We start from the raw sequence: 22,790 nt of genomic DNA on the forward strand, positions 1-22,790 counted from the left end.
GTCCGCTTCCTTTTCTGTTGGTGATGGGAGGAGACCGGTCGCGCCGGATTCTTCCGCTCATTTCAGAAATGCCTCATTGAAGCCGGCTATTCAACCGCGATCGTTTTTCGCGGTGGCAACCAGCAGGATTGTCCACGTTGCAAGCGGCCGAACGGAACGCCAACCGGTGTTGCACCTACCAATCCGAGCTTGCGGATCCATTACGCGGCGGCGCCGGAACGGCTGTTTGCGCGCCCAGCCGGCAAAATTCGGCACGCGGCTCTTGGTGATCGGGCGCGGCACTGTTAGTCTGGCGGCAACTTAAAACACTGAAGCGCCTGCTGCGTCCATCATCGGTTCGCGCGGCGCCGGAAGGAACGACAGTGGAAGACCACGACACCGGCGCCGGCGCGCCGGAGGTGGGCGTGTCCAGCGCTTCCCAGGGGCCAGCTGGCCCGGGGACCGCAAGCTGGCAGCAACGCCGCCCGACGGAGCCCCACTCCGCACACGGGCAGGCGGGCGACACGACCCAGAAGGGCAAGCCCAAGAAGCGGCGCAAGCGAAGGCGCGGGCGCAAGGTCTTTGCGCGCGACGAAGCACGTCCCACGGAGAATCGAGCGCCGGCGCCAGGCAAAACCGGTGCCCCGGCGGCGGAGGTGCACAGGCCGGCGGAAGCGGTGGCCTCGCCCGCCGCTGCATTGGCGCGGCCCGAACAAGGCACCCGTCGGCCGCCGGTGCACGAGCTTCCCGTATTTGCGGCCCTCGACCTCGGTACCAACAATTGCCGGCTGCTGGTTGCCGTGCCGACGCGTCATGGCCAGTTCCGCGTCATCGACGCCTTTTCGCGCATCGTCCGGCTGGGCGAGGGGCTCACCGCCAATGGCCGGCTTAGCCAGCCGGCGATGGACCGCGCTGTCGAGGCGCTGAAAATCTGCGGCGACAAGCTGCGCAACCGCAAAATCCGCAAAGCCCGGCTGATCGCCACCGAAGCCTGCCGCACCGCCGACAACGGCGTCGAGTTCCTCGACCGCGTCGAACGCGAGGCCGGCCTGAAGCTAGAGATCATCGATCGCCAGACCGAAGCGCGGCTGGCGGTGTCCGGCTGCGGCTCGCTGGTCGAGCGCGATACGCAAGGCGTCGTGCTGTTCGATATCGGCGGTGGTTCGTCGGAAATCGCGCTGATCGACCTCGCCGGCCGCCGCTCGCCAAGGCTCGCCAACCACATCGTGTCGTGGACGTCGCTGCCGGTCGGCGTTGTCTCGCTGGCCGAGCGCTTTGGCGGCCGCACGGTGACACGCGACATCTTCGCCGCCATGGTCGATGATGTCGCCGGCCGGCTGGCCAGCTTCGACGGTCGCGACCGGCTGAGCCATCTCAAGGCCAGCCCGAATTTCCATCTGCTTGGCACGTCAGGCACTGTGACGACACTGGCCGGCGTCCACCTTGACCTCGAACGCTACGACCGCCGTCGCGTCGATGGGTTGTGGATGGACCGCGACAGCGTCGACCGCATGGTCGAACGACTGGTCGGCTGGGATTTCCAGCAGCGCTGCGCCAACCCTTGTATCGGCGCCGATCGTGCCGATCTGGTGCTGGCCGGCTGCGCCATCCTCGAAGCGATCCGCGCGGTGTGGCCGTCGGAGCGGCTGCGTGTCGCCGATCGTGGCCTGCGCGAAGGCATATTGAGCGAGCTGATGGCCGATGACGGCGTCTGGCGCAATGATGGGCGTGGCAGAGCATGATCCCGTGAACAGTCGACCCCCACTCCGTCGAGCTGCGCTCGACACCTTCCCCGATCGACGGGGAGAGGAAAGGCGCGAGTTCGCCGACCTTGGCTCCCTTCCTCTCCCTCCGGAGGGGGGAGAGGTGGCGCTGCGAAGCAGCGACGGAGTGGGGGAAGCCGTTCATGAAACGCGTAGCCGCCGAAAAACGGCCACAACCCGGCGAGCGAGAAAACTCAGACAAGAAATCAAACAATGACCAAGAAACCGGAAAAACCAGGATCAGCCAGCATTCGCGTGCTGAAGACACGGATCAAGAAGAAGAGCGGCCTGAAGGAATCGTCGCGCCGCTGGCTGCAGCGCCACATCAACGATCCCTATGTCCAGCGCTCCAAGGCTGACGGCTATCGCTCGCGTTCGGCCTACAAGCTGATTGAGATCGACGACAAGCATCATCTCCTGAAACCTGGCATGAAGGTGATCGATCTGGGCGCTGCCCCCGGCGGCTGGTGCCAGGTCGCGGCAGCGCGCACGAAATCGACGGCCGACAAGCCGCATGTCATCGGCATCGATTATCTCGAAATGGACGCCGTGCCCGGCGCACCGGTGCTGTTGATGGATTTCCTCGATCCGTTGGCGCCGCAAAAGCTGGCCGAGGCGCTGGGTGGCGATCCGGATATCGTGCTGTCCGACATGGCGGCACCGACCACCGGCCACAAGCGGACCGACCATATCCGCACCATGCATCTGTGCGAGGTGGCGGCCGATTTTGCGCTGTCGGTGCTGAAGCCGGGCGGCCATTTCCTCGCCAAGACCTTCCAGGGCGGCGCCGAAAACGAGCTCCTCTCCATGCTCAAGAAGAACTTCCGCTCCGTCCATCACGTCAAGCCGCCGGCGTCGCGGGATGAATCGGTCGAGCTCTACCTGCTGGCCAAGGACTTCAAGGGGCGAGAGGCCGGTCCGCCGTCAGGCGGATCGGAACGTCCAGTGGACGTTCCGAAGGCCTTGAGCGCCCGGAGCCATAGCGAAGGGCCGGGGGACGCCGACGACTGACAGGGCAACCCACCGCCGGTCCGCCGTCAGGCGGATCGGAACGTCCAGAGGACGAGCCCGAAGCGTAAGCCGCATCAATTGCCGGGTGGGCTTACCGTTTCCAGCGTCTTGGGTGTTGTCAGCCGGCCGTGGCCGGAGATGGCGTTGCCGGCATCGGGTGCCAGCCGGATGAAGGATAGCGATGCCGCCGCCGAGACCGCTGCAACGATGAAGAAGGCAATGTGGAAGTCGTCCAGCGCCAGCGGGCCGCCATGGATTGACGTCGATACTTCCAGGATTCCGCCGGCCAGCGCCACGCCGAGCGCGACCGACAGCTGCTGGAAGACCGCTGTAATCGGCGTCGCCTTGCTGGTGTCTTCAGCCGAAACCTCGGCATAGGCGAGCGCATTGACGCCGGTGAAGAACATCGAGCGGATGAAGCCGCCGACCAGCAACATGGCCAGCATCAGCAGATAGGGTGTGTCGGGTGTGAACAGGCCGTTGATGGCGATCGAGGCCGCGGCGACCAGCGAACCGACGACCAGCACGCGACGGAAGCCGGCGACGCGGAAGATCAGTGCGGTGACGAATTTCATACCGATGGCGCCGATCGCCGAGACGAAGGTGATCATGCCGGACTGGAATGGCGTCAGCCCAAAGCCGATCTGGAACATCAGCGGCAGCAGGAACGGCACGGCGCCAATGCCGATGCGGAACAATCCCCCGCCGAGGACCGATGAGCGGAACACCTGGTTGCGGAACAGTTCGAGCGCCAGCAGCGGGTTTTTGGCGTGGCGCGCGTGTAGCAGATAGAGCGCTCCCGACACGAGGCCAGTCGCTACTGTGATGACACCGACGATTGGCGGCAGATAGGGCAAGCTGACCACCGACAGGCCGAACACCACGCCGGATGCCGCCAGCCCGCTCAGCACGAAGCCGATGAAATCAAGTGGCGGGGTCTGCGCGGGTTCGGTCTCCGGCAGGAAACGTGTTGCCAGCCAGATGCCGACCACGCCGATCGGCACATTGATCAGGAAGATCCAGTGCCAGGTGAAATAGGTGGTGATGAAGCCGCCGACCGGTGGTCCGACCAGCGGCCCGACCAGTGCAGGCACGGTCAGCCAGGACATCGCCGCGACGAGTTCGCTTTTCGGCGTAGCGCGCACCAGCACCAGCCGCCCGACCGGCGTCATCATGGCGCCGCCAATGCCTTGCAGGAAGCGCGACACCACGAATGCAGGCAGCGAGCCGGAGAGCGCGCAGGCGATCGAACCGACGATGAAGACCGCGATCGCGGCACGAAAGACATTCTTGGCGCCGAAACGGTCGGCCATCCAGCCGCTGATCGGAATGAAGATCGCCAGCGATACCAGATAGGCAGTCAGCGCCAGCTTCAGCGCGATCGGGCTGGTGTGGATGTCGATGGCGATCGCCGGCAATGATGTCGCGATGACGGTCGAATCCATGTTTTCCATGAAAAGGGCGACCGCCAGTATGAGCGGGATGGTGCGATTCAAGGAACGCGTCCAGACTGAATGTTGCGTCGCCGATTGCATGTCGGCCTTGAGGCGGCGGTTATCATGCCTTTGCCTGGATGTCGCATTAATTTGCTGTCACTTTTGTGCGACCGGCAACCACAGGTGGCATTCCTTGGGCGAAAAGTCACCTTTCCGAGAGCGCGAAATCATCGGCTTTTCATTGGCGCCGGGACGTGTTACGAGCCAGCGCCAATCCTGAAAGGGAAGAAGACGAGTCGGCGCTGTCCATTCTGGTCAAGCGCTTTTTCTGTATTCCGAGGACTGGCCATGGCAAAAATCATAGAAACGTCCACCGGCGCATTGGCGCTGACCTTTGACGACGTGCTGCTGCAGCCCGGTCATTCCGAGGTGATGCCCGGCGAAACCGATGTCCGCACCCGCATCGCCGGCGACATCGACCTCAACGTGCCGATCCTGTCGGCGGCGATGGACACCGTCACCGAGGCGCGGCTTGCCATCGCCATGGCCCAGGCCGGTGGCATTGGCGTCATCCACCGCAATTTCTCGCCGGCCGAACAGGCTGAGCAGGTGCGGCAGGTCAAGAAATTCGAATCCGGCATGGTGGTCAATCCCGTCACCATCGGCCCCGACGCGACGCTCGCCGACGCGCTGGGCCTGATGCGCAGCTATTCGATCTCGGGCATTCCGGTGGTTGAGAACGGCGGCAGCGGTGGCCACAAGATCGGACGCCTGATCGGCATCCTGACCAATCGCGACGTGCGCTTTGCGTCCGATCCGGCGCAGAAGGTCCATGAACTGATGACCCGCGACAACCTGATCACGGTCAAGGAGAACGTCGACCAGGACGAGGCCAAGCGGCTTCTGCACCAGCACCGCATCGAAAAGCTGGTCGTCGTCGATATCAGGGGCAATTGCGTCGGACTGATCACCGTCAAGGACATCGAGAAGTCGCAGCTCAACCCGCACGCCACCAAGGACGCGCAGGGCCGCTTGCGCGCCGCCGCCGCCACCAGCGTCGGTGATGACGGCTATGAGCGCGCCGAACGTCTCATTGATGCCGGCGTCGACCTTCTGGTGATCGACACCGCGCATGGCCACTCGCAGCGCGTGCTGGACGCGGTGACGCGCGCCAAGAAGCTCTCCAACTCGGTTCGCATCCTGGCCGGCAACGTCGCCACCGCCGCGGGCACGCAGGCGCTGATCGACGCCGGTGCCGACGCCGTCAAGGTCGGCATCGGTCCGGGCTCCATCTGCACCACCCGCATCGTTGCCGGCGTCGGCGTGCCGCAGCTCTCGGCCATCATGTCGGCGGTCGAGACCGCGCACAAATCAGGCGTCTCGGTGATCGCCGATGGCGGCATCAAATATTCCGGCGATCTCGCCAAGGCGCTCGCCGCCGGCGCAAGTGCCGCCATGATCGGCTCGCTGCTGGCCGGAACCGACGAAAGCCCGGGCGAGGTCTATCTGCACCAGGGCCGCTCGTTCAAGGCGTATCGCGGCATGGGTTCGGTCGGTGCCATGGCCCGCGGCTCCGCCGATCGCTACTTCCAGGCCGAGGTGCGCGACACGCTGAAACTGGTTCCGGAAGGCATTGAGGGCCAGGTTCCCTACAAGGGACCTGTGTCTGGAGTGCTGCACCAGCTTGCAGGCGGCCTGAAAGCCGCTATGGGTTATGTTGGTGGCCGCGACCTTGCCGATTTCCGCGAGCGCGCCACCTTTGTGCGCATATCCAATGCCGGACTTCGTGAAAGCCACGCCCATGACGTCACGATTACCCGCGAAAGCCCGAATTATCCCGGCGGAGCCTGACCAGTACGGGCTCGGGCGGAACCTGACGGCAACGATCCTGCGGCTGTCGCGCCACGCGGCCGCACTCTGTTTCCTGTCGGCGGTGGTTTTCATCGTCATGACGGCGCTGGAATTCTTCTACTTCCGCCAGTTGAGCGGCGGCTTGCCATCACTCGACATGCGTATTTTCGGGTTTACGCCCGACGAAGGCATGGCCTGGCTGACGGCGCTCGGCCGGCGCGGCGGCGAGATCATTCTCGTCTGGCACTATCTGACCTTCGATCTCTTGTTCCCGGTGCTGCTGTCGGTGACGCTGGTCAGCCTGATCCTGGCCACCGGCCGGCGATTGAAGGCTTTCCGCGGGCTGACGGCACAAATGCAGTCGATCTTCGCGGTGGTCCTGGTGCTGCCCTACACGCTTGCCGACTACGCCCAGAATCTCGCGCTGGCACGGCTTCTGTCCGATTTCCTGTCGGCGAACCCGGACTCGCTGTCTTTCGCCTCGTCGCTGATCGTCACCAAATTCGCGCTTTTCGCTGTTCCGGTGATCGTCATTGCCGCCTTCTGGCTGGCAGGCCAGAAACGCCAGGCTTGACGCCGCAAGCAAAACCCAACCGGGCAGAGGGCACTTCATGAACCAGACCACGATCTTCTGGCCTGTTCTGGCGCATGTGCTGCTGATCTACATCGTCTACGCAGTCCTGGGTCGTCGCAGATACGGCGCAGTCAAGTCAGGTGAAGCCAAGGCCGGTCAGTTCAAGGTGCGTTCGGCCGAGCCGGCCTCCAGCATCACCGTTGCCGCCAATCTCACCAACCAGTTCGAACTGCCGGTGCTCTTCTATGTGCTGTGCCTGACGCTGCACCTGACCAACGGCGTCAACTATCTGACCCTGGCGCTGATGTGGATTTTTGTCGCGTCGCGCTATTTCCATGCCTGGGTTCACCTGACCAGCAACAATCTGTTGCTGCGCAGCCGCTCTTTCTTCGTCGGAGCGGTGATTCTTTTGCTGGGCTGGATCTGGTTCGCGCTGCATCTGCTCACAGTGGTCTGAGCAGAGCAGTTCTCCCTTCTCCCACAAGGGGAGAAGGAAAGAACGCTCGTCTACAGATCAAACAGCGCGATCTTGCGCTTGTCGAACTTGATGCCGATCTCGCCGCGCACCAGCTTGAGCGCTGCCTCGCCGAACACCGCGCGGCGCCAGCCCTGCAAGGCCGGTACGTCGGCCTCCTCGCCCTCGGCGGCGATGCGGTCGATGTCGTCGCTGGAGGCCAGCACTTTCGAGGCGACGCCTTCCTTTTCGGCGACGATCCGGAGCAGCACCTTCAACAGTTCCGCCGCGGCGCTCGAGCCCTCGGGTGGCTGGAAATTCTTCGGCAGCTTCGGCATCTGCTCCTTGGGCAAGGCAAGCGCGGTGTTGACCGCGCCAAGCAGCGCCGTTGCCGTCGAGGAGCGCTCCCAGCCCTTCGGCGTCGTGCGCAGCTTGCCAAGCGCTGCCGCGTCGCGCGGCGCCTGCTGCGCCACCTCGTAGATCGCATCGTCCTTGAGCACGCGGCCGCGCGGCACGTCGCGTTCGCGCGCTTCACGCTCGCGCCATGCCGCCACGCCCTGCACGATCGCCAGTTCCTGCGGTTTGCGTAGCCGCATCTTCAGGCGCTTCCAGGCGTCCTCGGGATGCGGATCATAGGTTTCGCGCGAGGTCAGGACCTCCATTTCCTCGTTGAGCCAATGGGCGCGGTTTTCCCGCTCCAGTTCGGCGCTGAGGTGCTGATAGACCTCGATCAGATGGGTGACGTCGGCCAGCGCGTAGTCGAGCTGCTTGTCGGAAAGCGGCCGGTGGCGCCAATCGGTGAAGCGCGATGACTTGTCGAGCCGCGCGCCGGTAATGCGCTGCACGAGCTGATCGTAGGAAACACTGTCGCCGAAGCCGCAGACCATTGCCGCCACTTGCGTGTCGAACACCGGATGCGGAACCAGATCGCCGAGGTGGACGATGATTTCGATGTCCTGCCGCGCGGCGTGGAAGACTTTGACCACCGCTTCATTGGCCATCAGCTTGAAGAACGGCTTCAGGTCGATGTCTGACGACAGCGGATCGATCAGCGCTGTCACGCCGGGTGCGGCCATCTGGATCAGGCATAGGATCGGCCAAAAGGTCGTTTCCCGAATGAATTCGGTGTCGACGGTGACGAAATCCGACTTTTCGAAAGCGGCGAGAACGGTCTCGAGTTCTTTCTGGGTGGTGATGACGTTCATCAAATCGCTTTTGGCAGGAGTAAGGTCTTCCTAGATTTCAGCAGGCGGGGCTTTCGTCAAGCTTTGGCACCATCGTCACGACCCCGTCGGTCCGTCGGAATCGCCGTTTCTCTTGGCCAACCGTGCGAAAACCGTCGAGGTGCGCAAGAGCGCGGTGAAGCGGCTGCGCCTGCCTGCCGGCACGCTTGACCGGGCCTGCATCCGGTAGAGAATGACGGCGATGAAGATCGCATAGACCACGGCACTGAACACAAACAGGGCGCCCGGTCCGAAATATTGCATCGCCGTCGAGGCGGCGAACGGCCCGCCAATGGCGCCGAAGGAATAGAACAGCATCAAGGCCGCGTTGATCAGCACGAACTCGCCGGTGTCGGCGCGGTCGTTGGAATGCGCCGCCGACAGCGAATAGAGCGGCATGGCGAAACAGCCGAAGATGAAGATGAGGATGAAGTTGAGCGCTGGATTGCTGCCGGCAATGAACACCAGCGCCAATGCTGAAAACATCGCGCAGCAGGTCGTGATCAACAGCACCCGGCGCCGGTCCCAGCGGTCAGAGAGGTAACCGAGCGGATACTGGATGATGGCGCCGCCGAAGATGCCGACGCTGACGAAGGTGACGACATCGGCGACCGACATGCCGATCTGCTCGGCATAAACCGGCGACAAGGTGCGAAAGGCGCTGTTGGTGACGCCGACGGCGATGCAGCCGAAGCAGCCCAGCGGCGAAATCCGCCAGACGCGCGCCAGGTCGAGCTTGACGTCCTCGGGCGGCGTCGGGTTGGAGCGGTCGCCGAGCGAAACCGGCACCAGCGACAACGTGATCATGATCGACATGATGGCGAAGATGGCGAACCCGCCGGCGCCGAAGACCGGGATCAGGAACTGGGCGCCGGTCACGGAACCGGTGTCGACCATCCGGTAGATCGCCAGCACGCGGGCGCGATCCTTGTTGGCGACGCCGGAATTCAGCCAGCTTTCGACGATGGTGAACAGCCCGGCGAAGCAGAAACCGCCGGCAAAGCGCACCGCGCACCACATCACCGGATCGAGAACAAGCACCAGCAGCAAGGTGCCGACCGAGGCGATCGCCGCCAGCGCCGAAAACGCCCTGATATGGCCGACCGCCTTCATGATGCGGGTAATGGCCAGGCAGCCGAGCAGGAAGCCGGCGAAATAGAAGGTGCCCATCAGGCCGATGTCGGAGGCCGAAAACCCTTCCTGCGCGCCGCGCAAGGCAATCAGCGTGCTCTGCAGCCCATTGCCGCCGAGCAGGATGCCTGCGGCGAGAAGGAGCGGGATCAGCGGACGGATGGAGGACATGAAGAGGCGATCACGTGTCGGTGATCCCTTATTGGACCATCGCCTTCGCCAACGCCAGCAGCAATTCCCTGCGCCAACAGGGATGATCGCCGCGTTCGCCTGGATTCGTTTCGCGCATTTCGCTTTGGTCTGCGCTCAGCGCTGCCGGCGACGTGACTGCCGATCGTCGGGCCACAGGCCGAGCCGCTCGGCTGCTCCCGTTGCGATACCTATTCCGGCGAGGACTGCCATCAGCCCGACAATCAGGTTCGCGCTTACCTGTTCGCCCAGGAAGACGACACCGAAGATCGATGCCGTCACCGGATTTACCGCAACGGAGACGGCAACCAGTGTCGGCGACGCGCGCTCGAGCGCGAATGCCCAGAGGAAGAAAATGAAGGCGCCGCAAATTATGGCCAGATATCCGCTCGCGATCCACTGAGGTGCGCTGAGAGTGGCAAGTCGCGCGAAGCCTCCGTTCGAAACCACCAGGACCGATAGGCAGACTGCGCCCACGCCCATGCCAAACGCCACGAACGGGATCGGCGCGGTGCGGGATAGAAATGGTCGCGACCAGACGTTGTAGAGCGCCATGCAGAAGGCAGCCGCGACCATGAGGAGATCTCCGCGCCAGGCATTTGGGGGAGCAGTCGTCAGGCTCGTGCCGAGCGCGACGGCCACCCCTGCCATTGCGATCAGGACACCGACGATCTTGCGGATGGTCGGCGGCTCGATCCTCAGAACTGCCCCGGCAAGCATGGTGAGCAGAGGTAGTGTCGAAAGCGCGAGCGCACCTCGCGCTGCCGTCGTGTAGACAAGGGCTCCATTGAAGAGCACGGGAAACAGGCCGAAGAACAGCTGACCCAATGCACCAGTGCCGAGCCAGTCGCTCTTCGGCGGCCACCTGTCTCGCCGCCAAAGAGCTACGGCGGCCAAAACCAGAAAGCCGCCGCCGAACCGGACCGCACCGATAGTGAGAGGATCGAGCGTGCCCGCGAGATATCGCGTTGCGCCAACGGCGGTGCCCCCAAAAGCGCTGGAGAGAATGGCGGCGAGCACCCCTGTAATTTCCATTGTTCCTGACCTTGCCGGCTTGGAGCCAGCGATATCGGGCAGGCGGGTCAAAAGGAATCGAATAAGCTCAATGAGTTTGATAATGTTCCGCTATGAATACCCCGAGTCTCGATCCGGACCTGCTGCGGGCCTTCGTCGTCGTCGCCGAGCGCCTCTCGTTCACGCGAGCCGCCGAGCAGCTCAATAGAACGCAGGCGGCCATCAGCTTGCAGGTGAAACGTCTTGAGGGGCGTCTCGAGACCATCTTGTTCCGACGCTCGACAGCGCGCGTCGAACTGACGGCCGCCGGGGAGGGCTTTCTGATCGATGCCCGCCGCATTCTTGCTCTCGGTGAGCAGGCGATTGCACGTGTTTCCAGTCAGCGGGTGGCCGGACAGGTTCGCATCGGGGTCATGGAAGACTATGGCACCAAGATCCTGCCGCGCCTCCTCGCAGACATCGCTGAGCGATTTCCGTTCGTACAGGTCGAAATGGAGATCGGTCTCACTGCCCGACTCCTCAAACGACTTGGGTCGTCGTTCGACGCTGTCATCGCCATGCATCCGGAAGGCACAGTCGAGGGTGATCTGATATGCCGCGAAAGGGCGATTTGGGCGGCGGCGGCGGCCCATGCTGTCGAGGAACTCGATCCTCTGCCCGTCGCTCTGTCGAGCCCCGATTGCTTGTTTCGTTCCTGGGCCATTGAGGCGCTCAACAAAGCAGGCCGGCCATGGCGATTGGCCTATGTCAGCCCGAGCCTTTCAGCCACGGAGGCAATCGTCGAACAGGGCCTGGCGGTCACCGTGGTCAAAGGCAGCATGCTTGCGCCTGGCCTGCGCAGCATCCGTCCAGGCCGACACGTACCGTCGCTGCCCGGGGCAGAAATCCGTCTTCACCGGGCCGAGACGTCTTCCGCCAGCGCTCTACTGGTCGTAGATCACCTTGCCCATCGCCTCCGGCTGTCGGCGCTTGGCTCATAGAGGTGATGCTTTGACGGGCCGAGCGGGCCGACGGCGGAACCGGCCCTTCATTTTGAACCCGTCGCGCATGTTGAGGCCGAGCAGGGTGATGTTCGTCGCGCCGGCGGCCAATTCGAGCGCCTGCACGGCGTAGAAGCTGGTGTCGAACTCGCCGGCTTTCGCCTTGGATGCGAGGAACAGTGCGGAGGGGATGAGAACAAGGAGGCCGTTGGCGGCTATCCATGGCATGCGCTTGATCTTGGTGCCCACGAGGCCAGCCCGCCGTCCCTTTGCCGATGCGAAGCCCGAGCCTCCCGCTGCCGCCAATGCCGGAATCAGCAGCAGGAAGCCCCACGGTATGGCCGTCTTGACGACGACGACTGTCGCCTCCGAGGCAAAGAGTTCGGCCACGGCGGTCGAAAGCCAGAAGGTTGCGATCGTGAGAAACGCGAGCGCGCCTGCGATTGGATGGATAATCTTGATCATGATTTTCCGCCGTTCTTGCGCGTGGCTATGCGACGCAGATGCCCGGCACCGCAACCTTCTGGAACAGATGCGGAGAGGCGACGGCCGAGGACGGATAGGCCGAGAGTTTTGCCCGGAATTCCGGATTGGAGAATGCTGCCCGGAAGGCGGCGGTCGATTCCCATATGGCATAATTGAAATAGGCCGGACTTGCGCCGGAAGGTCTGCTCGTCGGTCTTGTCGAGCGTGAAGACGTTGACCAGCACGATGGCGGTGGCATCGATCGCGATCTGGCGGTCAATCGGGAAAGCGGGGTCCAGTGGGCGCATGAGCGACATGATAGGCTCCGTTTAATATGGTGTTATGGTGTCAATCTGTTACGCTGATTACATATGTATTTGACAACATGATGTCAATATCAATATAGGATGTCATATGCCTGATTCCAAGCGGACACCTGCCGGTGATGCCTTGACTGATCTCGTTCTCGACCTGTTCAGGCTCAACAGCCGAATGCTCACATCGGGTGACCGGCTGGTCGCCGACCTCGGTTTGACGAGCGCCCGCTGGCAGATTCTCGGCGCTGTCGTGACCGCCGAACGCCCTCAGCCGGTCGCGTGGCTGGCGCGCGATCTGGGAGCCAGCCGCCAGAACGTCCAGCGGATCGTCAACGACCTGCATAGGGAGGGGCTCGTCGCCTTCGAGGCCAACCCGCATCACCAGCGTGCGCAGCTTGTCGTTTTGACTGACAAGGGAAGACAGACTTTCGATGCCGCGATGCATTTGCAGGCGCCCTGGATCGAAAACCTCGCGGATGGACTGCTGGTCGAGGACATCAACACCACGCACAGGATCATGACGGCGCTGCGGAAAAAACTGGAAGGCAACGATGAAGCTGAAGAGCAAGCCTGACGGTTGTGGCCCTGTGGTGGTTTCCTTCACAGGCTGAGCGCCGCGCTGATCCTCGCGCTGCCTCGCTGCGGCTACCGGGCGGCGAACACCATGGACACGGAAGTCCACTTGCCTTGACAAATCCGGCCTCTCATGCGCTTTTCGCGCAAATTTTCCGGCCGGGCTGTAATGCTTCGGCCCGCAACCCAGCACCCCGGACTTTGCCAATGACAATGCACCGTTACCGCAGCCATACCTGTGCCCAGTTGAGGAAGAGCGACGTCGGCTCGACCGTTCGCCTGTCGGGTTGGGTGCATCGCGTGCGCGATCATGGCGGCCTGCTCTTTATCGACCTGCGCGACCATTATGGCCTGACCCAGATCGTCGCCGACCCCGATTCGCCGGCCTTCAAGGTCGCCGAGACCGTGCGCGGCGAATGGGTCATCCGTGTCGACGGCGAGGTCAAGGCGCGCTTGCCCGACACCACCAATGCCAACTTGCCGACCGGCGAGATCGAGATTTTCGCCCGCGAGATCGAAGTGCTGTCGGCGGCCAAGGAATTGCCGCTGCCGGTGTTCGGCGAGCCGGACTATCCCGAGGACATCCGCCTGAAATACCGCTTCCTCGACCTGCGCCGCGATACGCTGCACAAGAACATCGTGGCGCGCACGAAAATCATCGCCGAGATGCGCAAGCGCATGACCGATGTCGGCTTCACAGAATTCTCGACGCCGATCCTCACCGCCTCGTCGCCGGAAGGCGCGCGCGACTTCCTGGTGCCGTCGCGCATCCACCCCGGCACCTTCTACGCGCTGCCGCAGGCGCCGCAGCAGTACAAGCAACTGATCATGGTGTCGGGCTTCGACCGCTACTTCCAGATCGCCCCCTGCTTCCGCGACGAGGACCCGCGCGCCGACCGTCTGCCCGGCGAATTCTACCAGCTCGACCTCGAAATGAGCTTCGTCGAGCAGGACGACGTGCTGTCGACCATGGAACCGGTGATGCGCGGGGTCTTCGAGACCTTCGCCAACGGCAAGCCGGTGACGCAGAACTTCCAGCGCATCCCCTATGATGTCGCCATGCGCAAATACGGTACCGACAAGCCGGACCTGCGCAACCCGATCGAGATGCAGGCTGTCTCCGACCATTTTCGCGACTCCGGCTTCAAGGTGTTTGCCAACATCCTGGCCAACGATCCGAAGGCCGCGGTGTGGGGCATTCCGGCCAAGACCGGCGGCAGCCGCGCCTTCTGCGACCGCATGAATTCCTGGGCGCAGGGCGAGGGCCAGCCGGGCCTCGGCTACATCTTCTGGCGCAAGGAGGGCGACAAGCTCGAAGGCGCCGGCCCGCTGGCCAAGAATATCGGCGAGGAGCGCACCGAGGCGATCCGCCTTCAGCTCGGCCTTGCCGACGGCGACGCCGCTTTCTTCGTCGCCGGCGACCCGAAGAAGTTCGTCTCCTTTGCAGGCGCTGCGCGCACCCGTGCCAGCGAGGAACTGAACCTTGTCGACCGCGAGCGTTTCGAACTGTGCTGGATCGTCGACTTCCCGTTCTTCGAGTGGAACGAGGAAGAGAAGAAGATCGACTTCGCCCACAACCCGTTCTCGATGCCGCAGGGCGGCATCGACGCGCTGAACGGCGAGGATCTGCTCGGCATCAAGGCGTTCCAGTACGACATGGTCTGCAACGGTTTCGAGATCGCGAGCGGCGGCATCCGCAACCATCTGCCCGAAACCATGGTCAAGGCGTTCGAGACGGTCGGGCTGGATCGCGCCACGGTCGAGGAGCGCTTTGGCGGCCTCTACCGCGCCTTCCAGTATGGCGCGCCGCCGCATGGCGGCATGGCTGCCGGCGTCGACCGCGTCGTCATGCTGCTGCTCGGGGCGAAGAACCTGCGCGAGATCACCATGTTCCCGATGAACCAGCAGGCCTATGATTTGTTGATGAGCGCGCCCTCGGAAGCGAGCCCGCAGCAGCTTCGCGACCTGGCGCTACGCGTTGCGATGCCCAAGAAGGACGCGTGATCGAACGCTTCGGGCGATGCTTTAAAGAACCACCCGAACCGATTCTTTCGATTCGCTAATCCCAAGAAAAAGCCCGGCATCGCTGCCGGGCTTTTTCTTGATCTTGAGGTCGCTTCGATCAGTCTTCGTTGGCCTTGACGGTGACGCCGAGCGTCTTCGGCAGGTCGAGCGGGTTGGACATGGCGCCCGCCATGATCAGCGCGAACGGTACCGATGCCGGCGGCTCGGCCGAAATCTCCAGGCTCTTCGGATCGTCGAGATATTTGCTGACCGCGGCCGTGACCTGCGCCGTCAGCTCGGGATTGTTGAGCTGCGCCATGCCGAACGGCACGATCGCCTTGGCCTGGTTGGCGATGTCCTTGCCGGACATGCCTTGCTGCTTGCCGACATAGTCCAGCACCTTGTTGGTCAGCGAATCGTCGTCGAAGCGGATCGAGGCGCTGTTGAACGAAAGCTGCTGCAACAGGCCGAGCATGGCCATGCCTTGCGCCGAATTGTCGGCGCCTTCAGGCTGTGCCGCCATCTTCTTCTGCATTTCCTGCAGCGACTTGATGAAGTCCATGGTGTAGCCGCCGAGATCGAAGGTCATGCCGAGCGTGCCGGCATTCTCGACGGAGATGTCATATTTCGACAGTTCCATCTTGCCGTCTGAAGGCTGCCAGGTGCCGGCCATCTCGAGATTGCCCGCGATGTTCTGGTAGCCGAGCGCGTTGATGACTTCCTTGGACTTGGGGTCGTCGACCAGCGTCAGGTCGGCGTTGAACTTTTCCGTGGTGGCGGTGAATTCCATCGCCTTGCCGTCCGCCGGCGGCGTGATCTCGACGGCAAGCCCATCCATCGAGAAGGCGGTCTTGTCGGCGACCTTGACGGTCATGTTCGACAGTTCGGCCGACTTGTACATCATCAGCGAGCCGAGCGGGCCGGTGGCGCCATCGGCCGGAACCGTCATGTCATGGATGACGAAAGGGCTGAGATCGAGGGTGACGCCATCCTTGCTGTGCGTGAAGGCAGCGGTCGACACGGTGGCGATGTCATAGCCGCCATTTGCCTCGGTGACGCCTTCAAGTTTGACATCGCCGATGGGAAGGGCTTCCTTTTCCGCCGCCGGTTTGATGGCCACGCCCTGCAGCAACATGCTGGTGTTGTCACCGGTCACGCCGGTCCAGGTGATGTCGACACCCTGGGCGGAAAGTGCCGCCTTCAGCCGGTCGGCAACCGCAGTATCCTGGGCGAGGGCGGCATTCAGCGGCAGTGTGAGCAAAAAGGTCGAAAGGGCGAATTTCCTAAGAGTTGAGCGTTTGATTGTCATCGCAAGGTCCCTGAGAGTGTCCTGAAATTGTTTTTCAATTCTTTGCGCCGTCACCATTCCGTGACGAACTGGACGGGAAAAAGGCGTGTCCCGGCACATTGGTCAAAATTCACGGTGAAAGGCAAACCCGATCCCACCGTCTTTGCGCAAACCGGTGAATTTGTCATGAAGAGCCGGTTGCCTGATATCGTCGCGCTTGGCCATAGAACCCGCATGTAACAGGCTGATGTTGGTCGACATCGTCAAGTGTGTGGTTTCATGTTGCCGAAGGGCCGGCATGGTTGCCTGCCTCTTGCCGCGAATCACCCGCTCGGCTAGTCCCAGCCCATGGGAAAAAGGCTTTTGCCGCCTGAAAATGGCGGTGGCGATCATATCGAGCCGGTCGATCTGAAGAAGGCGCTGGAAGAGCGCTATCTTGCCTATGCGCTGTCGACCATCATGCACCGGGCGCTGCCCGACGTGCGCGACGGACTGAAGCCGGTCCATCGCCGCATCATGCACGCCATGCGTCTGCTGCGGCTCAATCCGGACCAGGGCTTTGCCAAATGCGCCCGCATCGTCGGCGAGGTGATGGGCAAGTTCCATCCGCATGGCGACCAGTCGATCTATGACGCGCTGGTGCGGCTGGCGCAGGATTTTTCGATGCGCTATCCGCTGGTCGACGGGCAAGGCAATTTCGGCAACATCGACGGCGATAACGCAGCCGCCATGCGCTACACCGAAGCGCGCATGACCGATGTGGCAACCGAACTTCTGTCCGGCATCACCGAAGACGCCGTCGACTACCGGCCGACCTACAATGAAGAAGACGAGGAGCCGGTGGTTTTGCCCGGCGCCTTTCCGAATCTGCTGGCCAACGGCTCGTCCGGTATCGCGGTGGGCATGGCGACATCGATCCCGCCGCATAACGCGGCCGAGCTGTGCGACGCGGCACTGCATCTGATCGAGCATCGCGACGCGCCGGTGGCGAAGCTGATGGATTTCGTCCAGGGTCCGGATTTTCCGACCGGCGGCATCATCGTCGACAGCCGTGCCTCTATTCTCGAAGCCTATGAAACCGGGCGCGGCGGCTTTCGCGTGCGGTCGAAGTGGTTCCAGGAGGACCAGGGCAGGGGCACCTGGAGCATCGTCGTCACCGAAATTCCTTATGGCGTGCAGAAGGCGCGGCTGATCGAGAAGATCGCCGAGCTCTTGATGGCACGCAAGCTGCCGCTGCTCGAGGATATCAGGGACGAGAGCGCCGAGGACGTTCGCGTCGTGCTGGTGCCGAAGAGTCGTTCGGTCGATCCCGGCATCCTGATGGAATCGCTGTTCAAGCTGACCGAGCTCGAAAGCCGCTTCCCGCTCAACATGAACGTGCTTTCGCGCGGCAAGGTGCCGAACGTGCTGTCGCTGAAGGGCGTGCTGCAGGAATGGCTCGAGCATCGCCGCGAGGTTTTGGTCCGCCGCTCGAAACACCGGCTTGGCGAGATCGAAAGACGGCTGGAAATTCTTGCCGGCTACCTGATCGCCTACCTCAACATCGACGAGGTGATCAGGATCATCCGCGAGGAGGATGAGCCCAAGCAGGTGATGATGGCCCGCTGGTCGCTCACCGACACCCAGGCTGAAGCCATCCTCAACATGCGGCTGCGCGCTTTGCGCAAGCTTGAAGAATTCGAGATCCGCAAGGAATTCGACGGCCTGAGCGCCGAGAAGAAGCAGATCGAGGCGCTGCTTGCTTCGAACGAGAAGCAGTGGGCGACGATCAAGTGGGAAGTCACCAACATCCGCGACAAGTTCGGCCCGGAGACCGAGCTCGGCAAGCGCCGCACGCAGTTCGCCGACGCGCCCGAGCATGATCTGACCGACATCGCCCACGCCATGATCGAGCGCGAGCCGGTCACCGTGGTCGTTTCGGAAAAGGGCTGGCTGCGGGCGATGAAGGGGCATCTGGCCGATCTCTCGACGCTGACCTTCAAGGAGGGCGACAGCCTCAAGCTCGCCTTCCATGCCCAGACCACCGACAAGGTGCTGGTCTTCACCACCGGCGGCAAGTTCTACACCATCGGCGCCGACCGGCTGCCCGGCGGGCGCGGCCATGGCGAGCCGATCCGCATCATCGTCGACATGGACAACGACCAGGACATCGTCACCGCCTTCGTTCACGATCCGAAGCGCAAGCTGTTGTTGGCCTCGCACGACGCTAACGGTTTCATCGTGTCGGAGGAGGAAGTCGTCGCCAACACCCGCAAGGGCAAGCAGGTGATGAACGTCAAGGCGCCGGACGAAGCCAAGCGCTGCATCCCGGTCACCGGCGATCATCTCGCCATCGTCGGCGAGAATCGCAAGATGCTGGTGTTCGCGCTCTCCGAGATTCCGGAGATGGGCCGCGGCAAGGGTGTGCGGCTGCAGAAATACAAGGACGGCGGCCTTCTCGATCTCAAGCCGTTCACGCTGGAGAGCGGCCTCTCCTGGCAGGATTCAGCCGACCGCACCTTCACCCGGTCGCGTGAAGAACTGACTGAGTGGATCGGCGCGCGTGCCTCGGCCGGCCGCATGGTGCCGAAGGGTTTCCCGAGGACAGGCAAGTTCGGGTGACGCTGCTAATCTCCCCCCTTGAGGGGGAGATGTCGCCAAAGGCGACAGAGGGGGTCGGTACGACTGGACGCGGCCTCCTACCTTGAACAGAGAAGGTTAGCGCTTCACGCGCGGCGACCCCCTCTGGCCTGCCGGCCATCTCCCCCTCAAGGGGGGAGATCACAGCTTCACGATCACCATTTGGACTATCGTCACGATTGCTGCACTATATCAGTGCATAAGCGGGAGGGGTGTTTGGGAGAGGCAGGCGTTTGAAGGAAGCAAGAATCCAGAAACCGGAACGGCAGCAGCGCCTGTTCGGCCTGTCGACGCCGCTGCGGTCGGCCGTCATTCCGCCGCTGTCGGCGGCGCGCTGGCTGCTGGTGCTGATCGTCGCCGCTGGCGTCTATTTCTTCCACGGGTTTCTGTTTCCAGTGCTGGCGGCGCTCGTCATCGCTTTCGCCAGCTGGCCGCTCTACCGCCGCCTGCTCGTTGCAGTCAGCGGCAACCGCACGATCGCCGCGACTTTTGCCATCCTCTTCATCCTCGCCTTCCTGGTGATACCGATCGCGCTCGCCGGCACCTACGCGATCAACGAGGTTCGCGAGTGGGTCGCCTGGGCGATCGAGACCAACCGGCACGGTGCCGTGACACCGCACTGGATCGCCACCATGCCTGTCGTGGGCGAGTGGCTGAACGAGCAGTGGACGACCAATTTTGGCCATCCCGGCGGCATTGGTGAGCTGATCCAGCTGGTCAGCGGCGCCAACATCGGCAGTATCTATCGCGGCGTCCTTGCCGCCGGCGGCAGCGCTTTCGGCCTGCTGTTGACGCTGCTGTTCATGATGATCGCGCTGTTCTTCGCCTATCGCGACGGCGAGCACTTTGCCGGCCAGGTCGACCGCCTTGGCGAACGCATCCTGCCGGCCAGATGGGAACGGATCTCGCGCGTCGTGCCGGCGACGATCTCTTCGACGGTGACCGGCATGACCGTCATCGCCATCGGCGAGGGGCTGGTGCTAGGCATTGCCTACTGGCTGGCCGGCGTGCCATCGCCGGTAACACTAGGCGCCCTGACCGGCGTCATGGCGCTGATCCCCGGCGGTGCACCACTGTCCTTCACGCTGATCTCGATCTACCTCGCCGCCAGCGGGTCGCCGATGGCCGGGCTGGCGCTGTTCCTCTGGGGCGCGGTCGAGCTGTTCATCGTCGACAAGACATTGCGCCCGAAGCTCGTCGGTGGGCCGATAAAACTGCCCTTCCTGCCGACGTTTTTCGGCCTGATCGGTGGCGTCAAGACCATGGGGTTTCTCGGCCTGTTCATCGGCCCGGTGCTGATGGCCCTGCTGGTCGCGATCTGGCGCGAATGGCTGCGCGAGGTGGAGCTGGCCGATGAAATCGTCCCCGGCTCGCCAGCCGAAATCGAAGCCGGTCCGCAAATCGAGGCCTTGCCGGAACCTGACGTGGCGAAGAAGGCCAGCGCCTGATTCGAAGGCGGCTCGCGCTACATCGGATAATGCACCGCAAGGTCGCTACGGCGCTTGCGTCCCTCGTGCAGTTGCCACAGCGAATGCGCGACCAGCGTGACGATCAGGATCGCGCCGCCGATCAGGCTGTTGCGCGTCGGCGTTTCGGCAAAGATCATCCACACCCAGACCGGCGCCAGCACGGTTTCGAGCAGGTAGAACATCGCCACTTCAGGGCCTGAAATGTATTTCGGCCCGTTGGCGAGGCAGAAGAACGCTATCGGCATGATGACGGCGCCGTTGAGGATGATCCACCATGGCGCCTCCACATGAAGGCCGGTCCTGGAGACCATGAATGCCGCCAGCCCGAAAGGCAGGATGACGCCGATCAGCGCGGTAAAACCCATGTCCTTGCCGCTGGCGCGCGAGATGGTGATGGCGCAAGCGATCAGGAAGGCCGAGCACAATGCCATCAGGTCGCCGAACAGATGTCCGGTGCCGACGGAATCGCCGACGATGATGGCGACGCCGACGATCATCATTGCCAATGCCGCAAGGGTCAGCGGCCGCGGCCGCTCCTTCAGGAATACCCATGACAGCAGCGCGGCGAACATGGTGGTGAAGGCCAGGATGAAAACCAGGTTGGCGGTAGAGGTGTTGTAGACGCCGGTGATGAAGGCAATCGCGCCAAGCCCATAGATCGCGGCCACGATCAGGCCGGACCAGCCCGGGATGAGTTGCGGCGCATTTTTGCTGAACGAGCGCCAGACGCTCCACACGATCAATGCGGCAGCCAAGGTGCAGGAGGTGCGCAGCAGCAAGATCGTCCATGCCTCGCCATGGGCGAGCCGGATCAGGGGGATGTCCACGGTCAGCGTCAGTCCGCCAAATGCGGTGAGCAGAAGTCCTTTGGTGTGAGTATCGTGAGAAGACATGCAGCGACTTTCGCAATGAATTCGGGAGAGGATGGCGGATCGGCGCAATCGCACACTCTCCGCCAACCAGCGGAAAGACCGGCATCATCTCAGGTGAAAATGTTTAGGCCCGGACTTGGGAAAGGATAATTAGCGCGTGACCGCTTCGTTGGTGTAGCGCTCCCAGCCTTTCGGGCCGAGATGCTCCTGCGGCATGAAGCGCATCTTATAATTCATCTTGCGCGAGCCGTTGACCCAGTAGCCGAGGTAGACATGGGGCAGGCCCATCGCCCTGGCGCGGGCGATGTGGTCGAGGATCATGAACGTGCCGAGCGAACGCTCCTCGAAATCGGGATTGAAGTAGGAATAGACCATCGACAGGCCGTCGGCCATCTTGTCGGTGAGCGCCACCGCGATCAGTTCGCCCTGTCCCTTGCCGGTGATGAAGGTGTCAGGCCCGCGCCGCCGATACTCGATCACCTTGGTGTCGACATGGGTGTCCTCGACCATCATGGCATAGTCGAGCACCGTCATGTCGGACATGCCGCCGCGGCGGTGGCGGGCGTCGAGGTAGCTGCGGAACAGGGAATATTGTTCGGTCGAGGGCTCGGCATTGTGCATGTGGCCGACGAGGTCGGAATTGTGCTGCAGCACGCGCTTCATGTTGCGGCTGGCGCCGAATTCCTGGGCGAGGATGCGTACCGAAACACAAGCGCGGCAGGTCTCGCATGCCGGCCTGTAGGCGATGTTCTGCGAGCGCCGGAAGCCGCCTTGCGTCAACAGGTCGTTCATCTCCGCCGCCTTGTCGCCAACCAGGTGCGTGAACACCTTGCGCTCGAACTGGCCGTCGAGATAGGGACACGGCGACGGCGCGGTCAGGAAGAACTGCGGCGACTGGGTCGGATGCTGCGTCATCGAGCCTTGGAAACACTCCTTCGAATCGCTCTACCTTTGGCGCGGACGACGAAAAATTCAACAGGATTGTGGAGGCGTGGTCGACTCGACGCCTTCACATTTGCGCTCAATCGGTTGCGACTGCTCTTCAGAGGGCCGTTTCAGCGGTCGGTGCGGCTGACGACCGTGCCAAGCAAAAGGTCGTGCAAGGTGCGCTTGCGGTCGGAAAACAGCGTCACCAGCAGGACGAGCGGCGACAGGATGACGTTGCCGGCCCAGAACAGCACCGAATGGACGACAGCGGTGAGACCGTCGATCGGCCTGCCGTCGAGCCGGTCGAGCCGGATGCCCATCATCTTCATGCCCGTGGTGGCCTGGTCGGCGCTGCCCAGCGTGTTCCAGATGTAGAGGATGGCAACGGCCGGCACCAGGACGCCAAACAGCATCCAGCCAAGGCCGAGGGTCAAAAGCCCGAGGAAGAACACCAGAATGGCAAACGGAATGGTGAGCAGCGCGACGATGACATAGTCGACCACGAAGGCCAGGATGCGCTTCGTACGCACGCCGTCATAGGCCCTGACATCGTCGAGCCTGCTGGTGATGATTTCGCCGTCGAGAACGCGCGCGTTCATGTCATTTCCTCGTAACAGGGCCCTGCATAGGGTGCGGGCCGCTCAGCAATGA

At 62.9% G+C, this 22,790-nt stretch carries 20 protein-coding genes and 1 pseudogene; 10 read left to right on the plus strand and 11 right to left on the minus strand.

Features of this window, described 5'->3' with window-relative positions:
* Positions 1-362 precede the first annotated feature (362 nt).
* Entirely contained in the window at positions 363-1,721 is a 1,359-nt protein-coding gene (locus ACFOJ9_RS12715; RefSeq protein ID WP_378979194.1) for a Ppx/GppA phosphatase family protein, read from the plus strand.
* 234 nt (positions 1,722-1,955) lie between these two features.
* The gene (locus ACFOJ9_RS12720; RefSeq protein ID WP_378979195.1) at positions 1,956-2,753 is read left to right on the plus strand and encodes an RlmE family RNA methyltransferase; all 798 of its coding nucleotides are present in this window, start codon (positions 1,956-1,958) and stop codon (positions 2,751-2,753) included.
* Between the two features lie 74 nt (positions 2,754-2,827).
* On the opposite strand, the gene ACFOJ9_RS12725 is transcribed toward ACFOJ9_RS12720, so the two are convergent.
* On the minus strand, positions 2,828-4,249 hold the full coding sequence (locus tag ACFOJ9_RS12725) for an MFS transporter (RefSeq protein WP_378979196.1): 1,422 nt from the start codon (positions 4,247-4,249) through the stop codon (positions 2,828-2,830).
* Between the two features lie 288 nt (positions 4,250-4,537).
* Between ACFOJ9_RS12725 and guaB the strand changes: the two genes are divergently transcribed.
* Genes guaB through ACFOJ9_RS12740 form a run of 3 tightly spaced genes read left to right on the plus strand, consistent with a single transcriptional unit; the run spans position 4,538 to position 7,071 of the window.
* Entirely contained in the window at positions 4,538-6,040 is a 1,503-nt protein-coding gene (guaB, locus tag ACFOJ9_RS12730; protein WP_378979197.1) for an IMP dehydrogenase, read from the plus strand.
* Positions 5,991-6,614, plus strand: a complete 624-nt coding sequence (locus tag ACFOJ9_RS12735) for a hypothetical protein (protein ID WP_378979198.1) — start codon at positions 5,991-5,993, stop codon at positions 6,612-6,614. Before guaB ends, ACFOJ9_RS12735 begins: the two co-directional genes overlap by 50 nt.
* 37 nt (positions 6,615-6,651) lie before the next feature.
* The gene (locus ACFOJ9_RS12740; RefSeq protein WP_378979199.1) at positions 6,652-7,071 is read left to right on the plus strand and encodes an MAPEG family protein; all 420 of its coding nucleotides are present in this window, start codon (positions 6,652-6,654) and stop codon (positions 7,069-7,071) included.
* 50 nt (positions 7,072-7,121) lie between these two features.
* On the opposite strand, the gene rnd is transcribed toward ACFOJ9_RS12740, so the two are convergent.
* The 3 genes from rnd to ACFOJ9_RS12755 form a co-directional block, all read right to left on the minus strand.
* A complete protein-coding gene (rnd, locus tag ACFOJ9_RS12745; RefSeq protein ID WP_378979200.1) occupies positions 7,122-8,273 on the minus strand; it encodes a ribonuclease D in 1,152 nt (383 codons plus the stop codon).
* Positions 8,274-8,348: 75 nt separating this feature from the next.
* A complete protein-coding gene (locus tag ACFOJ9_RS12750; RefSeq protein ID WP_378979201.1) occupies positions 8,349-9,593 on the minus strand; it encodes an MFS transporter in 1,245 nt (414 codons plus the stop codon).
* Between the two features lie 135 nt (positions 9,594-9,728).
* Positions 9,729-10,646, minus strand: coding sequence for a DMT family transporter (locus ACFOJ9_RS12755; protein WP_378979202.1), 918 nt, complete (start codon positions 10,644-10,646; stop codon positions 9,729-9,731).
* A gap of 92 nt (positions 10,647-10,738) precedes the next feature.
* On the opposite strand from ACFOJ9_RS12755, the gene ACFOJ9_RS12760 reads away from it, so the two are divergent.
* Positions 10,739-11,605, plus strand: coding sequence for a LysR family transcriptional regulator (locus tag ACFOJ9_RS12760; RefSeq protein ID WP_378979203.1), 867 nt, complete (start codon positions 10,739-10,741; stop codon positions 11,603-11,605).
* On the opposite strand, the gene ACFOJ9_RS12765 is transcribed toward ACFOJ9_RS12760, so the two are convergent.
* On the minus strand, positions 11,600-12,070 hold the full coding sequence (locus ACFOJ9_RS12765) for a hypothetical protein (protein ID WP_378979204.1): 471 nt from the start codon (positions 12,068-12,070) through the stop codon (positions 11,600-11,602). The two genes, ACFOJ9_RS12760 and ACFOJ9_RS12765, sit on opposite strands and share 6 nt — an antisense overlap.
* A 25-nt stretch (positions 12,071-12,095) precedes the next feature.
* A pseudogene (locus ACFOJ9_RS12770) lies at positions 12,096-12,387 on the minus strand (antibiotic biosynthesis monooxygenase family protein).
* A gap of 97 nt (positions 12,388-12,484) precedes the next feature.
* On the opposite strand from ACFOJ9_RS12770, the gene ACFOJ9_RS12775 reads away from it, so the two are divergent.
* Both ACFOJ9_RS12775 and aspS read left to right on the plus strand, forming a co-directional pair.
* Complete coding sequence (locus tag ACFOJ9_RS12775; protein ID WP_378979205.1) at positions 12,485-12,961, plus strand: MarR family winged helix-turn-helix transcriptional regulator; 477 nt, start codon at positions 12,485-12,487, stop codon at positions 12,959-12,961.
* 212 nt (positions 12,962-13,173) lie between these two features.
* Positions 13,174-14,964, plus strand: coding sequence for an aspartate--tRNA ligase (aspS, locus tag ACFOJ9_RS12780; RefSeq protein ID WP_378987745.1), 1,791 nt, complete (start codon positions 13,174-13,176; stop codon positions 14,962-14,964).
* Positions 14,965-15,082: 118 nt separating this feature from the next.
* On the opposite strand, the gene ACFOJ9_RS12785 is transcribed toward aspS, so the two are convergent.
* Entirely contained in the window at positions 15,083-16,273 is a 1,191-nt protein-coding gene (locus tag ACFOJ9_RS12785) for a hypothetical protein (protein ID WP_378979206.1), read from the minus strand.
* A 102-nt stretch (positions 16,274-16,375) separates the two neighbouring features.
* Complete coding sequence (locus tag ACFOJ9_RS12790; RefSeq protein WP_378988339.1) at positions 16,376-16,645, minus strand: hypothetical protein; 270 nt, start codon at positions 16,643-16,645, stop codon at positions 16,376-16,378.
* Here ACFOJ9_RS12790 and parC point away from each other — a divergent pair.
* Both parC and ACFOJ9_RS12800 read left to right on the plus strand, forming a co-directional pair.
* Positions 16,601-18,853, plus strand: a complete 2,253-nt coding sequence (gene parC, locus ACFOJ9_RS12795; protein ID WP_378979207.1) for a DNA topoisomerase IV subunit A — start codon at positions 16,601-16,603, stop codon at positions 18,851-18,853. The two genes, ACFOJ9_RS12790 and parC, sit on opposite strands and share 45 nt — an antisense overlap.
* A 251-nt stretch (positions 18,854-19,104) precedes the next feature.
* Positions 19,105-20,319, plus strand: a complete 1,215-nt coding sequence (locus ACFOJ9_RS12800) for an AI-2E family transporter (protein ID WP_378979208.1) — start codon at positions 19,105-19,107, stop codon at positions 20,317-20,319.
* 17 nt (positions 20,320-20,336) lie between these two features.
* Here the strand turns inward: ACFOJ9_RS12800 and ACFOJ9_RS12805 are convergent, their stop codons facing one another.
* The 3 genes from ACFOJ9_RS12805 to ACFOJ9_RS12815 form a co-directional block, all read right to left on the minus strand.
* On the minus strand, positions 20,337-21,233 hold the full coding sequence (locus ACFOJ9_RS12805) for a DMT family transporter (RefSeq protein ID WP_378979209.1): 897 nt from the start codon (positions 21,231-21,233) through the stop codon (positions 20,337-20,339).
* 129 nt (positions 21,234-21,362) lie between these two features.
* On the minus strand, positions 21,363-22,127 hold the full coding sequence (locus ACFOJ9_RS12810) for an arginyltransferase (protein WP_378979210.1): 765 nt from the start codon (positions 22,125-22,127) through the stop codon (positions 21,363-21,365).
* 140 nt (positions 22,128-22,267) lie between these two features.
* Positions 22,268-22,738 carry an RDD family protein gene (locus ACFOJ9_RS12815; RefSeq protein WP_378979211.1) on the minus strand — a complete coding sequence of 157 codons (471 nt, stop codon included), beginning with the start codon at positions 22,736-22,738 and terminating at the stop codon, positions 22,268-22,270.
* Positions 22,739-22,790: the final 52 nt, after the last annotated feature.

The organism is Mesorhizobium cantuariense (assembly GCF_042647205.1).
Classification (GTDB): domain Bacteria; phylum Pseudomonadota; class Alphaproteobacteria; order Rhizobiales; family Rhizobiaceae; genus Mesorhizobium; species Mesorhizobium cantuariense.